Annotated in this window: 12 protein-coding genes; 2 read left to right on the forward strand and 10 right to left on the reverse strand. The window is 71.1% G+C overall.

Going from position 1 to position 16,107, the window contains the following annotated elements:
* Positions 1 to 19: 19 nt before the first annotated feature.
* The 4 genes from AB6V31_RS14780 to AB6V31_RS14795 form a co-directional block, all read right to left on the reverse strand.
* Positions 20 to 664: a hypothetical protein gene (locus tag AB6V31_RS14780; protein ID WP_369366545.1), complete on the reverse strand. Its 645-nt coding sequence runs from the start codon at positions 662 to 664 to the stop codon at positions 20 to 22.
* A 250-nt stretch (positions 665 to 914) separates the two neighbouring features.
* Positions 915 to 1,886 carry a LacI family DNA-binding transcriptional regulator gene (locus AB6V31_RS14785; RefSeq protein ID WP_369366599.1) on the reverse strand — a complete coding sequence of 324 codons (972 nt, stop codon included), beginning with the start codon at positions 1,884 to 1,886 and terminating at the stop codon, positions 915 to 917.
* 162 nt (positions 1,887 to 2,048) lie between these two features.
* Positions 2,049 to 2,936 carry a tagatose-bisphosphate aldolase gene (locus AB6V31_RS14790; RefSeq protein WP_074695237.1) on the reverse strand — a complete coding sequence of 296 codons (888 nt, stop codon included), beginning with the start codon at positions 2,934 to 2,936 and terminating at the stop codon, positions 2,049 to 2,051.
* Positions 2,937 to 3,011: 75 nt separating this feature from the next.
* Positions 3,012 to 4,364, reverse strand: coding sequence for an FGGY family carbohydrate kinase (locus AB6V31_RS14795; RefSeq protein WP_369366547.1), 1,353 nt, complete (start codon positions 4,362 to 4,364; stop codon positions 3,012 to 3,014).
* A 74-nt stretch (positions 4,365 to 4,438) separates the two neighbouring features.
* Here AB6V31_RS14795 and AB6V31_RS14800 point away from each other — a divergent pair, with 74 nt between their 5' ends.
* Both AB6V31_RS14800 and katG read left to right on the forward strand, forming a co-directional pair.
* A complete protein-coding gene (locus tag AB6V31_RS14800; protein ID WP_369366548.1) occupies positions 4,439 to 5,683 on the forward strand; it encodes an HAD-IA family hydrolase in 1,245 nt (414 codons plus the stop codon).
* 242 nt (positions 5,684 to 5,925) lie between these two features.
* A complete protein-coding gene (gene katG / locus AB6V31_RS14805) occupies positions 5,926 to 8,238 on the forward strand; it encodes a catalase/peroxidase HPI (protein WP_369366550.1) in 2,313 nt (770 codons plus the stop codon).
* A gap of 77 nt (positions 8,239 to 8,315) precedes the next feature.
* Here katG and AB6V31_RS14810 read toward each other — a convergent pair whose 3' ends face one another.
* The 6 genes from AB6V31_RS14810 to AB6V31_RS14835 all read right to left on the reverse strand — a co-directional run bounded on the left by AB6V31_RS14810 (position 8,316) and on the right by AB6V31_RS14835 (position 16,106).
* Positions 8,316 to 11,132, reverse strand: a complete 2,817-nt coding sequence (locus AB6V31_RS14810) for an FAD-binding and (Fe-S)-binding domain-containing protein (protein WP_369366552.1) — start codon at positions 11,130 to 11,132, stop codon at positions 8,316 to 8,318.
* A gap of 31 nt (positions 11,133 to 11,163) precedes the next feature.
* The gene (locus AB6V31_RS14815; RefSeq protein WP_369366554.1) at positions 11,164 to 12,162 is read right to left on the reverse strand and encodes a 1-phosphofructokinase family hexose kinase; all 999 of its coding nucleotides are present in this window, start codon (positions 12,160 to 12,162) and stop codon (positions 11,164 to 11,166) included.
* A complete protein-coding gene (locus tag AB6V31_RS14820; protein ID WP_369366556.1) occupies positions 12,159 to 12,986 on the reverse strand; it encodes a class II fructose-bisphosphate aldolase in 828 nt (275 codons plus the stop codon). Before AB6V31_RS14820 ends, AB6V31_RS14815 begins: the two co-directional genes overlap by 4 nt.
* A gap of 228 nt (positions 12,987 to 13,214) precedes the next feature.
* Entirely contained in the window at positions 13,215 to 14,204 is a 990-nt protein-coding gene (locus AB6V31_RS14825) for an ABC transporter substrate-binding protein (protein ID WP_369366557.1), read from the reverse strand.
* 43 nt (positions 14,205 to 14,247) lie between these two features.
* Positions 14,248 to 15,330 (reverse strand): ABC transporter permease, encoded by a 1,083-nt coding sequence (locus AB6V31_RS14830; protein ID WP_369366559.1) that lies wholly within the window; start codon positions 15,328 to 15,330, stop codon positions 14,248 to 14,250.
* Positions 15,327 to 16,106 (reverse strand): ATP-binding cassette domain-containing protein, encoded by a 780-nt coding sequence (locus tag AB6V31_RS14835; protein ID WP_369366561.1) that lies wholly within the window; start codon positions 16,104 to 16,106, stop codon positions 15,327 to 15,329. The genes AB6V31_RS14830 and AB6V31_RS14835 overlap by 4 nt, the downstream gene beginning before the upstream one ends.
* Position 16,107: the final 1 nt, after the last annotated feature.

Genomic DNA, 16,107 nt, shown 5'->3' on the forward strand with positions numbered 1-16,107 from the left:
CGTCCCCCCTCACGGCTGATCATGTCGCGGGCGGCCTGCTTCGCAGGGAGTGCGCGATGGCGCGAAGGGCGTCGGGCGACATCTCGCCGAGGGCGCGGAATTGGATGGCGCTCGCTCCCGCCTCGCGCATCGCGTCGCGCAGTTCGAGCTCGGCGTCGGTCCGGTCGGTCACCGCGTCGTCGGTGTAGTCGGTGAGGTACTCGGTCGGCACGTCGGCCCAGTGCGTGATCAGGCGCAGGACCTCTTCGTCGAGCACGACGGTGTTGGTCGCGGCGGCGAGGAGGGCACGCGCGCTCTCGGCGGCGGCGGGGTCGATCTCATCGAGGTGATCGACGAGGTCGTTCTCCGTCGCCCCCTGGCTGTGGACGAGTCGACGGACGCGAGCGGCGAGGGGGGCCGCGGGGACGCGCATCTCGACCCGGGGCGCGGAGTCGGGGTTCGCGACTTCTTCGGGGGCCACTCCGAGGGCGGCGGCGAGCGCCTCGATGTCGTTCGTGTTGTACGGCAGAGAGAAGCCCGCGCGCGACTGGTAATAGCTCTTCGTCATTCCGGCGCGGCTGAGCAGCTCGCCCACCGTCAGGCCTTTCGACCGACGCAGGCGGTCCACATTCGCCACCACTCGGCGGGAGTACCGCGAGGGCGGTCCGACAGCGCCGCGACCCACATTCCGATCGTAGACGCCCACGACGACGCAGGGATGATCGTATTTACGATCCGAGAGCGGGTGCTATTTACGAGACGCTGTGCTTGTATGGATGACGACCGCGCGCGGGCGTCCGTGGGGGAAACCCCGCGCGCGAGCGACCGGGAGAGGCTTCCCGGTCCGTGGCGACGGGCACGGCACCATTGGGGGGTGCCGTGCCCGTCGCTTCGGCGGATCGATCACGCGGGCCTCCCGGACCCCGAAGCGCCGATCAGAGGCCGCAGGACTCCCGCTCGACGAGCGACACGTCGATGACCGTCAGCTCGTCGAGGCCGAGACCGGCGTCGGGCTGCAGGCGCGCGAAGACGCGTTCGGCCGCGAGCGCTCCGATGCGGCGCGGATCCTGGTCGACGACCGTGACCGAGGGGGTCAGGGTGTCGGCCATCGGGAAGTCGCCGAATCCGACGAACGGCAGCGACTGCCCGCGCAGCACGTGGGCGAGAGCCATCGACGAGCGCGCGTTGGCCGAGAAGACGGCGGTGGGCGGGTCGGCGAGCGCGCGCAGGCGTTCGAGAGCGGATGCCGCGGACTCGCGGTCCGACACCTGCGAGGCGATCAGCTGTTCGTCGACGTCGACCCCCGCTTCGCAGAGCGCTCGTCGCCAGCCCTCGACGCGCTTCGTCTCGGTCGACAGGTGCACCATGTCGCCCACGTAGGCGATGCGACGGTGACCGTGCGAGAGAAGATGGTCGGTCGCGAGATGGGCGCCCGCTTCGTCGTTCTCGGTGAACGTGTCGGTGAGCAGACCCACCGGGGCGCGGTCCACGAAGACGATCGGGGTGTGGCCGCGCCAGCGCTCGAGCCACGAGTGGTCGGTCCCGACGGGGGCGATCACCAGGCCGGTGAGTTGACGCCCCAGGAGAGACTCCAGAGCGGGACGTTCGTCGGCCGGATCCTCGCCGAGGCTGGTGACGAGGGTGGAGAGCCCGCGCCGTCGGGCGGCGTCTTCGACCGACCGTGCGATCGCGGCGAAGAACGGGTCGACGACGTCGGGAACGGCGACCCCGATGACCGAGGCGCGACCGGCGCGGAAGGTCGTCGCCAGGGCGTTGGGCACGTAGTTGAGTTCGCGCATCGCGGCCTCGACGAGGGCGCGGGTGTCGGGCAGCACGTGCGGGTCGTCGTTGAAGACGCGCGACACGGTCTTGGTGCTCACCCCGGCTCGCAGGGCGACATCGCGCATGGTGGTCACGAGGCACCTCCGAGGTAGGGGATCGGGCGGGGGGCTGCTCCGACAGGCCACCCTATCCGGCGACGGGTCGGACCCGCCCGCCCGGGGCCGCAGCGACACTCCCCCGCGTGCACCCGCGGTGAGCGCGCCCCGACCCGGGCGGGCGTGGTCATCTCAGTGACCGTCGACGGCGTCGGCGAGCTCGCGCAGGCGCGGCAGGGCGCGGCCCGAGAGCAGCTCCTCGCGGCGGTCGGCGTCGATCGAGAGGCTGTCCTTCCACAGCGACCGGCCAGCCATCGCACCGGACGCACCGTTCGCGACGGCGGTGCGCACCTGCTCGATGAAGGTCTCGTGGTCGACACCGGCCGACAGCACGGCCCACGGCACGCCCTGGGCGGCCTCGGTCACCCGGGCGCTCGCCTCGGCGGAGCCGGGGTACTGCAGCTTCAGGATCTTGGCGCCGCAGGCGACGGCGAGGGCGGCTCCGTCGACGACGAGGTCGGCGAAGGTCGCCGTGTACTCCTCGTCGCTCTCGTCGTCGAGCTGGTAGGTCAGCAGCTCGACGATCAGCAGCAGCCCCTCGGCTTCGCACGCCTGCACGAGGTCGCGGATCTCGTGGGCGACGCGGGAGTCGGCATCCTGCTTGTCGGGGCGGGTGTACCAGAGCATCTTGGCGACGTCGGCACCCTGCTCGCGGATCGAGTGCGGGGTGGCTCCGGGAACGAAACGCGTGTACTTGAGGCCGTCGACGGTCTCGGCACCCGAGGCATCGAGGCCGACGACGAGGGCGGTGTCACGAGCGAGCACACCGTCGTCGACGATCTGCGGCAGCGCGACCTCCGGGTCGAGCAGGATCGCCGGCGCGTGGTTGGCGAGGTGGCGCACGAGGTCGGCCTTCACCTGGGCGAGCTCGTCGCGCGAGATCGCGTCGGAGCCGTTCGGGGCGTCCTTGATGGCGGCCTTCATGCCGTTGCGCTGGTCGGCGGCGACGATGAGCATGTGGCCGTCGGGGGTGCTGATCGACTGGAGCGCGCGGCGCTCGATCGTGGTGAGTGCGTTCATGATCTCTCTTCTCTGGGGTCTTCTCGCGCCGGTCGACGCGGGTGATCTGTTGGCACGCGGTCGGCGCGGGGATCTTCAGGACGGGACGGATGCCGAGACGAGGCGCCGCGCCATGTCGGCGGCTCCCCACGCGACGTCCTGCTCGCGGGTGGACAGGGACGGCTCGGGGAGCACTTCGGCGCGGGCGCGGCGGACGCTCGCCATGCCCGCCCAGCCGCCAGTGAGGGTGGAGCGAGTGGCCGGGGGGACCTCGCGGTCCATCGCCGCGATGAGGGCGGCGACCTCGTCGTTGCTGTGCCGCAGCACGGCGCCGAAGATCTCGGCGGGCGACGCCTCGGTGTGCAGGGTGAGGCGCAGCACGCCGTCGTCGTTGCGCGCACCGGTGACCTCGATGGCCCCGGCGGGCAACTCACCCTCGACGGGGAGGGCCATGACCGCTTCGTCGAGGGCGTCCCGCCCGGCGCGGTCGCTGATGCCGGCGGCGTGAAGAGCGCGACGCAGCAGCAGCCCGGTCTTCACCCCGGCGACCAGCACGTGCTTGCCGGGCACGACGTGGCGCACCTCGTTGATGAGCGCGTCAGCCAACCGCTGTCGAGCCGCGAAGCCGAGCGGCTCATCGAGCACGCGCAGCAGCACCTCGGCGGTGCCGAGCGACACGTGGTATCCGTCCGCGTCCAGGGTCCCGTTCGCTTGGGCGGCGACGAGGTGGTCGTGACCGGCGACGGTGAGTGCGGCGCCCGCGACGCGAGAGCCGAAGGCCCCGGATGCCGTCCCCCAGGGCAGTCCCCCTCCCCGCAGCGGCGGTAGCAGGTCGGCGTCGACGCCGAGAGCGTCGAGCATCGCGGGCCAGGCGGCACCGGAGTCCTGGTCGATGAGGCCGGTGCGCGACGCGAGCGAGAGCTCGAGGGCGATGTCGCCACCGAGCGAGGCGACCACGAACTCGGGCAGGTCGAGCCAGCGCAGGCCCGCGAGCGAGGTGCCCTGGTCGCGCAACCACGCGAGCTTCGCGACGCTCACCTGCGCGCCGAGCGGGAGACCCGTGCGGCCGGCGAACTCCTCGCGCACCACGCTCGGGAAGGCGGCGATCTGCTCGAGCCCGCGCGGGTCGAACCACGCGAAGCCGGGCGCGGCAGCGGTCCCCTCGGCATCGACGAGGATTCCGGTCTCTCCCATGCCGGCCACGGCGAGAGAGGTCAGCGAAGCGGCGGTGATCGGCATCAGCTGCTCGTCGATGAGTTCGATGAGCGAGCGGATGGCGCGCAGCAGATCGTCGGCGTCGATGTCGGTCGTTCCGCCCTCGCCGACGCGCCAGGGCGTCGGCACCTGCGCACCGGCGATCTCGGCGCCCTCGTCGTCGATGACGAGCATTTTGATCGCGGTGCTGCCGAGGTCGAGCCCGCCGTGCAGGCGCACGGGTCCCGAAACCATGTCACCGGTGTCTCGCATGGGCGGCCGTCCTTTCCGGAACTTCGTCGAGTCCCGGAATTTCAAGCATGACACCGGTGACTTGCTACGTCTATGGTGGGGGTATGCCGTCGTCGTGTCAAATACCCGATCCGCTCGCCGTCGTCGTCGCCGGAACGGCCGGGAGCGGCAAGAGCACGCTCGGCCGCGCGATCGCCGAGACCCTTCGCGCGCCCCTCGTCGACCTCGACAGCGTCACGACTCCCCTGCTCGATGCCCTGCCCGCGGACGCTTTCGGCGGCGGCCACTGGCTCACCTCCCCCCACGCCCCGGCGATCCGCGCCGGGCGTTACGCGGCCCTGCTCGCGACCGCCGCAGACGCCATCGCGACAGCGGGCCGGGCGGTGATCGTCGCCCCCTTCACCTCCGAGCTCTCCGGCGGCGAGGAGTGGCAGGCGCTGGTCGCCGCGCTCGCCCCCGCCGCGCCGCACGTCGTGCACGTCGGCGGAGACCCCGCCGTCCTGGCATCCCGGCGCGCGGCGAGGGGAGCATCCCGCGACGCGCACCGCCCCGACGTCGCTCCCGCGGCGCCGGCGATCCCGGTGATCGCCGTCGACGCCGAACTCTCAACCGCGCAACAACTCGCCCGGGTTCTTCCCGCGCTGGGGATTCGCCGGGCGATCGACGCGGACGCCGACATCTTCCGACGCGAGTTCGACGCGGTGCTCTTCGACCTCGACGGGACGCTCGTGGACTCCACCGCGTCCGTCGTCCGGTCGTGGCGGCGCTTCGCGGAGCACTTCGACGTGTCGATGGAGGCCCTGCACGCCAACCACGGGCAACCCGCGCGCACCCTCGTCAGCCTGCTCCTGCCCGCCGAGCGCGGGGCCGAGGCCATCGCGCACGTCACCGCTCTCGAGGTGGCGGATGCCGTGGGCCTGTCCCCCATCCGCGGAGCCGCGGACTTCTTCGCATCCGTCCCGGTGGAGCATCGGGCCATCGTCACGTCGGGATCCGTTCCGATCGCGACCGCGCGTCTGGCGGCCGCCGGTTACGAGCGACCCGCGGTGTTCGTCACCGTCGACGACGTCGTCAACGGAAAGCCGGACCCCGAGCCGTTCCTGCTGGCGGCCGAACGTCTCGGCGTCGATCCGTCACGCTGCCTCGTCGTCGAAGACGCCCCCGCCGGCATCGCCGCCGCCCGCGCCGCCGGCTGCGCCGTGATCGCCCTCACCGGCACGACCGCCGAAGAGGAGTTGACCGCCGACCTCGTCGTCGACGGGCTGGATGCCGTGCGGCTCGAGGTCACGGCATCCGGGACGCTCAGGCTGTTCCCGGCCTGATCACGCGACCGCCACGACGAGGCCCGATCCGGGCTCGAAGGGACGCCAGCCGCACAGTTTAGGACCATCGACGCATCGGCTGGGTGTTCACTCCCGCCCGTAGCGCGCCAACCGGTCGCTGCTTACTCTGGGCTCAATCGCGCATCTTCAGGCTCTTGATCGGACAGAGTGAGCGGCCGCCGCCTCGTGTCGCACCCGAACTCGACGAAGGTGCTCTCCCCTCGAGAACGAAAAGAGCACCCATGAGCTCGGATGACAAGACCGATACCTGCAGCTACCACATGGCCGGTGATCTCCCGGCCGGCGGCGACCACCTCGGCGGCACCTTCGGCCAGGCGCCGAGCCTCGACGGGTGGTACCCGCAGCGGTTGAAGGTCGAGCTGCTGCATCGCAACGGCGTCGCCGCCGACCCGCTCGGTGCCGACTTCGACTACGCGGCGGCGTTCGCGACGATCGATCTCGACGCGCTCAAGGCCGACATCAAAGAACTGCTCACCACCTCGGTCGACTGGTGGCCGGCGGATTACGGCAACTACGGCCCGCAGATGATCCGCATGGCGTGGCACGCCGCCGGCACGTACCGCATCGCCGACGGACGCGGCGGAGCGGGAACCGCGATGCAGCGATTCGCGCCGATCGGCAGCTGGTGGGACAACGGCAACACCGACAAGTCCCGACGCCTGCTGCAGCCCATCAAGCACAAGTACGGCAACGCGCTGTCGTGGGCCGACCTGATGGTGCTGACCGGCAACTGCTCGCTGGAGCTGATGGGACTGCCGACGTACGGCTTCGCCGGGGGACGACTCGACGCGTGGGAGCCCGACGACGGCACCTGGTGGGGCCCCGAGGTCTGGAACCCGCACAACGTCCAGAGCCCCGACGAGATGGTCAGTCGTGACGAACGCTGGCACGGCGAGAACGGCGACGCGGACTACGACCTGCAGAGCCCCCTGGCCGCATCGCACCAGGCCCTGATCTACGTCAACCCCGAGGGACCGTACGCCAACGGCGACCCGATGGGCTCGGCGCGCGACATCCGCATCACCTTCACCCGCATGGCGATGAACGATGAGGAGACCGTCGCCCTGATCGCCGGTGGCCACGCCTTCGGCAAGAGCCACGGCCAGGTACCCGCCTCGAAGATCGGCCCTTCGCCCGAGTTGGCACCGATCGAGTCGATGGGCCTCGGATGGCACAACCCCGTCGGCAGCGGCAACGCCGAGAACACCTCGACCAACGGCATCGAGGGCAGCTGGACCCCGAACCCGATCCAGTGGGACAACACGTATCTCGAGAACCTGTTCGCGTTCGACTGGGAGCAGACGAAGAGCCCGGCCGGCGCCCTGCAGTGGACTCCCACCGACCGGGACGCACCGAAGACCCCCGACGCGCACGTGCCCGGGCAGATGAACCCGCTGATGATGATGACCTCGGACATCGCCCTGAAGGTCGACCCGGAGTACCGGGCCGTGTGCGAGCGCTTCCTGGCCGACTTCGACCTCTTCACACTGGCGTTCTCAAAGGCCTGGTACAAGCTCACGCATCGCGACATGGGTCCGAAGCACCGCTACCTCGGACCCGAGGTCACCATCGCCGACGACCTGCTCTGGCAGGACCCCCTGCCCGATGCGGAGGGAACCGCCCTCGACGAGGCGGAAGTGGCGACCCTCAAAGAGGCCGTCGTCGCGACGGGATTGTCCGTGTCCGACCTCGTCTACACGGCCTACTCCGCCGCGTCCACCTATCGCGACAGCGACAAGCGCGGCGGCGCGAACGGTGGCCGTCTCGCGTTGTCGCCCCAGAAGGACTGGGCGATCAACCGCCGCACCATCCCGGTGATCGACGCGCTGCGCTCCGTGCAAGCGGAGTTCGCCGCGTCGTCGGGCGGGCGGCAGGTGTCGCTCGCCGACCTGATCGTGCTCGCCGGCACGGCCGCCGTGGAGCGGGCGGCGCGGGCGGCGGGCTCCGACGTCGACGTCGCGTTCACCCCGGGTCGCGTCGACACGACGCAGGAACTCACCGACATCGAGATGTTCGAGTGGCTTCGGCCCGTGGCGGATGGCTTCCGCAACTTCGTGTCGGATCGATTCGACCAGTTCGCGCCCGGAGTCGCTCCCGAGGCGGCGTTCCTCGACAAGGCGAACCTCTTCACGCTCACCGCGCCCGAGTGGACCGTCCTGACGGCGGGTCTGCGCGTGCTCGGCGCCAACTGGGACGGATCCGATCGAGGCGTGTTCACCGACCGCGTCGGCGTGTTGACGACGGACTTCTTCGTCAACCTGACCGACACCGATCTGGTCTGGACGAAAGACGACGACACCGCGTCGACCTTCACCGGCCGCGTCCAGGCGACCGGCGAGGCGCGCTGGCGGGCATCGAGGAACGACCTCGTGTTCGGCTCGAACGCGCAGCTCCGCTCGATCGCCGATGCCTACGCCGGCACCGACGGACAGGAGAGGTTCGTCCGCGACTTCGCTCAGGTGTGGTCGAAGGTCATGATGCTGGACCGCTACGACGTGAAGGGCCACAAGCGCTACGGCGTGATGGCCGCCTGACCGGCGCAACACCCCTTCAGGTGGTCACCCCCTCTCACACGGAGAGGGGGTGGCCATTCTTCGGACCCGCTGCACTGCTACCGCGTCGCGCGCTCCAGCAGCTCCAGCACGTGCACGTACGTCTCGCCCGTCGCCTTCGTCATGCCCAACTCGCAGGTGCGGTTGCACGACGCGAAGGCATCGGCGCCGAGCCCGGCGACCTCGGCCGCTTCGGGAGCGGTCGCGGCCTCGGTGAGTTCGGGGTGCAACATGCCCCGGTCCCCCGCGTAGGCGCAGCAGCCCCAGGCGTCGGGCACGCGCACCTCCGCGGCGACGGCCTCGCCCACCGCCCGCAGCGCCGCGTCGATGCCCAACTGCGTCGACGAGCACGTGGGGTGCAGAGCCAGCAGCTCGGCCACCGGTGTGGGCGAGAGGAGCGGAAGCAGAGCGGATGCCGCGAAGGCCACGGCATCCACCACTCTCACTCCCTCGTCGCGCAGGGTCGCCGAGAAGCCCTCGGTGCAGCTGGACGCATCGCAGACGACGGGGAGCTCTCCCCCGCGCGACGCCGCGGACACCGCCGCGCGAACGCGAGCCGACATCGTCGCGTGCCCCTTCGCGTACCCCTTCGACGACCAGGGCGTGCCGCAGCAGAGAGCATCGATCCCCTCGGGGACGATCGCCGAGACCCCCGCTCGCTCGAGCAGCCGCACGAACGCTCCGGTCGCGCCGATGCCGTCGGAGGAAGCCGGTCCGAACATGCTGCCCACGCACGCGGGCAGGAACACCGCGCTCGGCTCGACGCCCGCGGCCCCGACGACCCGGCCCAGGGCCTTGCGCGACGTTCCGCCGCCCGGCAGCTCGGCCGCGTAGCGGGGCACCGTGTCGGTCCCGAGCACCGCGCGCGCGGCATCCGTCACCGCCCGCACCGCCGGCGTCGGCAGTACCGACGCGACCGAGAGGGCCGCGGATCCGGCGCGCGTCACCGCGCCCCACCCCGTCGCCGCGGCCGACCAGCCGGCGGCGAGCGCGGGGTTCGCGTCCTCACGGCGGAAGCGCTTCATGAGCGAGCCCGTGTTGATGAGCACGGGGCACGCCGTCTGGCACATGCCGTCGACCGCGCAGGTCTGCACGCCGTCGTAGTCGTAGTCCTTCTCGAGCTCCGCGACGAGCGCCCCGTCGCCGCGCTCGCGGGCGGCGGTCGAGGCGCGCCGCACGACGATGCGCTGGCGCGGGGTGAGCGTGAGCGAGCGGCTCGGGCACACCGGCTCGCAGTATCCGCATTCCACGCACCGGTCGGCCTCGGACTCGATCGACACGGGCGTCTTGAGGTTCCGCATGTGCGCGGTCGGGTCGTCGTCGATGATGACACCCGGGTTCAGGATGCCGCTGGGGTCGAGCAGGCGCTTGAGCCGCACCATCACGTCGTACAGCTCGTCGCCGTACTGGCGGCGCACGTACGGCGTCATCGCGCGACCCGTGCCGTGCTCGGCCTTGAGGTTGCCGCCCGCGTCGAGCACGAGGTCGACCATCGCGTCGGTGAAGCCCTCGAAGCGCCCGAGGGCCTTCGCGCCCTCGAAGCGATCGGTGAGCATGAAGTGGATGTTGCCGTCCTTGGCGTGACCGAAGATCACGCTGTCGGCGTAGCCGTAGCGCGCGAACAGCTCCTGGAGCCCCCCGCAGGTGTCGGCGAGGCGGTCGACGGGCACGACGACGTCCTCGAGCAGGGCCGTGGTGCCGCTCGGTCGGGCGCCGGCCACCGAGGCGTAGAGGCCCTTGCGGAATTTCCACGCGGCCGCGCGGTCGGCGGCGTCGCTCGAGAACAGTGCGGGGTCGCGCAGGTCCTGCTCCCCCAGCACGCGCGAGCCGGCCTCGGCGAGCGCGCGCAGGGCCTCGGGGTCGTCCGCGTGATACTCCACGAGAAGAGCCGCCTGGGTCGTCGCCTCGAAGCCATGGATCGCGGCGGGAGTGCCCTCCAGGCGCTGTCCGACGCGGAGCGAGGTGGCATCCATCAGCTCCAGCGTCGCCGCGCCCGTCGCCACCAGCGCCGGCAGCGACCGCGTGGCCGCGTCGAGCGTCGGGAACACCGCGAGGGTCGTCGCGATCGCGGGCCGGATCGGCACGGTGCGGAAGGTCGCCTCGGCGACGAACGCGAGCGTCCCCTCCGAGCCGACGACCAGGTGGGCGAGGAGGGCCGCCGGGGTGTCGAAGTCGACGAAGGCATTGAGGGCGTACCCCATGGTGTTCTTCATCGCGAACTGCCGCTCGATGAGAGCGACGCTCGCGGGGTCGCCGACCACGCGGGAGCGCAGCCGCATCAGCTCGTCGACGAGGGCGGGTTCGCGCTGGGCGAGCAGCCGATCGGCATCGGGGTCCGCGGTGTCGACGACGGTTCCGGACGCCAGCACCACCACGAGCGATTCGAGGGTGCGGTACGAGTTCTCGGCCGTCCCGCAGGCCATGCCGCTGGAGTTGTTCGCGACGACCCCGCCGATGGTGCACGCGGCCTCGCTCGCGGGGTCGGGGCCGAGGCGATGCCCGTGCCGCGCGAGTCGCGCGTTGACCTGACGCACGGTGGCTCCGGGCTGCGAGCGCACGCGTCGGCCGCCGTCGAGCACGTCGATGCGGCCGAACCCCTGCCGCACGTCGACCAGCAGGCCCGACCCGGCCGACTGGCCCGACAGGCTCGTGCCACCCGAGCGGAAGGTCACGGGCGTGCGCGACGCGGTGGCCGCGCGGAGGATCGCGCCGACCTCGGCCGCATCCGAGGCGACCACCACCGCCTCGGGCGTCAGCAGGTAGTGCGAGGCGTCGTTGGCGTATGCGACCCGGTCGATCGCGCGGGTGCGGATGCGCGAGACGTCGGCGACGGCCGCGACGATCTCCGGGGCGATCTCGGTGCGGGCCACGGTCATGCACTGTCCTTCGATCGGGCCGGACGGGAGGTCACGCTTCGCCCTCCGGCGTGAGCACGCGCTCGAGATCCGGCACGGTGTCGACGAGGGCCCGGATGCCGTGCGGAGGTCCCGCGACGAGAGTGGAGGCGTGCGCGACGGCGTGCGCTCCCCACTCGGCCGCCGACGCTGCGGCGACGGCGAGGGGGTCGGCACCGGCGGCGGTGGCCGCGGCTTCGCGGGTGAGGCCGAGGAGGAAGCCCGCGAGGGCGGCGTCACCCGCGCCGGCGGTGTTCGCGACGTAGGGGGCGGCCGCGCGCGCGAAGACCGCTCGATCGGCGGTGACGGCGACGAGCCCGTCGGCGCCGAGGCTCGCGAGCACCGTCCCCACTCCCCGCGCGACGATCTCGCGGGCGGCGTCGACGACCTCGCCGAGCGTGGCGAGCGGGCGTCCCACCGCTGCCGACAGTTCTTCGGCGTTCGGGGTGAGCAGATCGATTCCGTCCGGTTCGGCGAGCAGAGCGTCGAGCGCCGCCCCGCTCGTGTCGACGGCCACTCGCGCGCCGTGCTCCCGCGCGACCGTGCGGACGGCGGCGAGATCGATCAGAGACCCGGTGCCCGCGAGGTCGGGCAGGCTCCCCGAGATCACGAGCCAGGGGGCCGTTCGGGCCGAGAGCTCGTCGCGCACGGCCGAGACCGTGGCATCCCACGCGTCGGACGACAGCGGCGGGGTCGGGGCGTTGACCTTCGTCGTGGCGCCGTCGGCGTCGATGATCGAGGTGTTCACGCGCGTTGCCCCGGGCACCTCGACGATCCGCAGGAGCGGAGCGGTGAGCCCGCATCGCGCGAAGCGCACGTCGTCGGCCCCGAGCACCACGACCGCGACCGTCCTCGCCCCGCCCGCGGCGAGGGCGGCAGAGACGTTGACGCCCTTACCGCTCACCTCGCGCGTGTAGCTCTCGGCACGGGCGAACGCCCCGCGGCGCAGAGCACCGACGCGGTAGGTGGCGTCGATCGCCCCGGCGGCGGTCAGGGTGACGAACCCGCTCATGCGCCGCGCCCCGCGATGACACCGAGGAGGCGCTCGACCTCGGCGGCGACCGCCGCGCGGCCCGGGGTGAGCCAGCGGCGAGGGTCGATGGCATCCGGGTCCCGCTCCAGCTCCACGCGGACGGCGCCCGTCAGCACGGCGTTGAGGTGTGTGCCGATGTTGATCTTGCGCATGCCCGCGCGCACGGCGCCGTCGATGCCCCCATCCGCGACCCCGCTGGAGCCGTGCAGCACGAGGGGCACGGGCACCGCCGCGGCGAGCTCGGCGATGAGCGTCTCATCGAGTCGGGCGCTGCGCTCGCGCATCGCGTGCTCACTGCCGACGGCCACGGCGAGGGCGTCGACGCCGGTCTCGCGCACGAACCGCACGGCCTCGGCGACGTCGGTGCGCACCCCGGGTGTGTGGGCGCCCTTGCCGCCGATCTCGCCGAGCTCGGCCTCGATCCACCCTCCCGCCGCGTGCACCCGCTCGGCGACGGCGGCGGTGCGCTCGAGGTTCTCGGCGTCGCTCAGGTGAGCGGCGTCGAACATCACCGAACGGATGCCGACCGCCAGGGCCTCGTCGACGAGGGGCTCGTCGGTCGCGTGGTCGAGGTGCACGACGACGTCGGTCCGCGCTGCTTCGGCCAGGCGGAGGGCGGCGGAGGCGGCGGGCGCCAGACCGCCGTGGAAGGCGATCGCGTTCTGCGAGAGCTGCAGGATCACGCCGGTGCCGGCGCCCTCGGCCCCGGTCACGATCGCTTCGGCGACCTCGAGGGTGATGAAGTTGAAGGCCCCGACCGCGCGGTGCGCGGCGAGCAGGGCGGGCATGTCGGCCAGCGGCACGGCGGTTTCTCTCTTGTCGGGTCGCCCCTCCGCGTGAGGGGTCGTTTTCTGTCGCCTGGAGCATCCTGCGGCGACAGTTTCTGACCCCTCACGCGAGAGAGGGTCGGTGTGTCGCGTGAGGGAGAGGGGGGCGGCATCCGGGGTTCATCTCGCGTGAGGGGTCGTTTTCTGTCGCCTGGAGCATCCCGCGGCGACAGTTTCTGACCCCTCACGCGAGAGGGGGGGTAGTCAGCAGGACGACTTGTAGACCGCGTCCTTGCCGTCGGTGTCGATGTTGTCCTTCGTCAGGATCGTGAAGCCGGTCTGGATCTTGGCTTCAGTAGCCTCGCCCTTCAGCGCCGCGATGGCCTGCTGCACGCCGTCCTGGCCGATGGTGGCGGGCTCCTGGGCGACGAGCGCCTGAACCGTTCCCGCCTGCAGGGCCTTGACCTGCGCGGGACCGGCGTCGAAGCCGACGATGGTCACGGCGCCCTGCTTGCCGGCCTGCTGGACGCCAGTGGCAGAACCCTCGGCGGCGAACAGGTTGGCGGCGAAGATACCGACGATGTCGGGGTCCTTCTGCAGGGCCGCGGTGACGATCTCGGCGGCGGTGGAGGGCTCGTTGTGCGAGTACTGCACGCCGACCGACGAGAACTTCGAGTCCTTCGCGACGGCGTCTTCGAAGCCCTTCGCGCGGGCGTCGGTGGTCGAGATGCCGGGGTCGACCGACACCACGAGAACCTTGCCGCCGTTGGGGTTGGCGTCCTGGATGGCCTTGAACGCGGCAGCTCCGCCGCCTTCGTTGTCGGAGGAGATCTGCGAGACCGCACCCGAGGGGTCTTCCAGCGTCGTGTCGACCAGCACGACCTTGATGCCGGCCGCCTCGGCCGCCGCGATGGGTGCCTGCATGGCCGAGACGTCGGTGGGGGCGATCAGCAGCGCGTCGGGCTTGGAGGCGACGACGGCGTCGACGATGGGCTTCTGGAGGGTCGGGTCGAACTTCTCGGGGCCCTGGGTGGTGACGGTCGCCCCCTCCTTCTCGGCCTCGGCCTGGATGCCGCACTGCATGGAGATGTAGAACTCATCTCCCGCGACGCCCTGCACGAACGCGATCTTGTACCCGCCGTCCGACCCGCCCGACGCGCCGCCGGACGAGGAGCCGCCGGAGCACCCGGCGAGGACGAGGGTGGCTGCGGCGCCGAGGGTGGCGAACGCGAGAACCTTCTTGTTCCACTGCATTGTGATTGCCTGTTCTCTCTTGGTGGGTGTCGGATGCCGGGCCTCAGCCGCGGCGTCCTCCGCTGACGAACTTCCGCCAGAGGCTCTGGGTGGTGCCGCGGGTCGCGGCGGTGCGGCGCACCTGGTCGACGTAGACGGCGGTGATCAGCACCGCGCCCACCGCGACCTGCTGCCAGAAGGGCTGCACGCCGGTGATGACGAAGCCGTTCTGCAGGACGGCCGGGATGAAGAGGCCGACCACGGTTCCGAAGATCGTGCCGACCCCGCCGAAGAGCGAGGTGCCACCGATGACGACGGCCGCGATCACGTTCAGGTTGGTCTGCGACTGTCCCGCGATCGCGGTGGTCGAGAACTGCGAGAGGGCCAGGATGCCGGCGAGGCCGGCGAGCGCTCCCGACAGCGTGTAGACCGAGATGAGGTGGCGGTCGACCTTGACGCCGACGCGGCGGGCGGCGAGCTCGCTCGAGCCGACGGCGTAGGTGTACAGGCCGAACTTGGTGAAGTGCAGCACGATCGCGCCGATGACGACCACGACGAGCGCGATCACGCTGATGATCGGCAGCGACCCGAACACGTTGCCGTAGCCGATCGAGACGGTCAGCACGGTGGGCACGTCGCGGATGTCGACGCCACCGGTGAGGATCTGCGCGAGACCGAGGGCCATGCCCAGCGAGCCGAGGGTGACGATGAGCGGCGGGATCTTCGCCTTCGCGATGAGGAAGCCGTTGAAAAGGCCCCAGCACACGCCGCTGAGGATCGAGACCAGGATGCCGATGGTCGCCACGCCCCAGCCTTCACCGCCGAGCGCCCGCATCGTCAGCGCCGAGACGACGCCCGAGAACACCAGCACCGATCCGATGGAGAGGTCGATGCCCGAGGTGATGATGATGTAGGTCATGCCGACGCCGAGGACGGCGAGGATCGAGGCGTTCTGGATGATCAGGCGGAAGTTCGACCACTGCGCGAACGAGTCGGGGGCCAGCGCACTGAAGATCAGCACGATGACGATGAGAATGATGAGGATCTGGAAGGCCTGCGCCTTGAGCAGTCCTTTGAAGAAATTCGGCCGCGAGTCGTCGAAGGTGCCGATGGCGACGGTCTCGGTGGGAGGAGTCTTGGTGCTCACTTCTGGTCGTCCTTCGTGACGGCGCCGGTCATGAGTCCGACGAGCTCTTCCATGGAGGTGTTCTTCGCGTCGACGTTGGCGACGCGGGTGCCCAGGCGCAGCACCTGGATGCGGTCGCAGACCTCGATCACGTGCGGCATGGAGTGCGAGATCAGGACGACGGCGATGCCCTTGTCGCGCACGCGCCGGATCGTCTCGAGCACGTTCTTGGTCTGACGCACACCGAGGGCGGCGGTCGGCTCGTCGAGGAAGACGAGGCGACCGGCCCAGTGCACGGCGCGGGCGATCGCGATGGCCTGGCGCTGACCGCCCGACATCTCGCCCACGGGCGACGACAGCGATCGCACCGTCGCGCCGAGCTCGTCGAACGCGGCCCGCGAGGCGACGGCCATGTCCTTGGTCTTCATGAAACCCAGCGCTCCCGCGAGGCCGGGGCGGCGGATCTCGCGGCCGAGGTACATGTTCTGCACCGGGTCGAGGTGGGGCGCCAGGGCGAGGTCCTGGTAGACCGTCTCGATCCCCAGCGACGACGCCACCTGCGGGTTCGACATCTCGATGGGCGTGCCGTCGAAGAGGATCTCGCCCTCGTCGACCGCGAGGTTGCCCGAGAGGGCTTTGACGAGCGTCGACTTGCCGGCGCCGTTGTCGCCGATCAGGGCCGTCACTTCTCCGGGGTAGACCTCGAAGTCGACGTTGTTGAGGGCGCGGACGGATCCGAACTGACGTGACAGGCCGCGGGCCTGCAGCACCGGGACGGTCGTGCTGACTGACGACATC

Origin of the sequence: Microbacterium sp. 16-032, from assembly GCF_041079455.1 — a bacterium.
Taxonomy (GTDB): Bacteria; Actinomycetota; Actinomycetes; order Actinomycetales; family Microbacteriaceae; genus Microbacterium; species Microbacterium testaceum_A.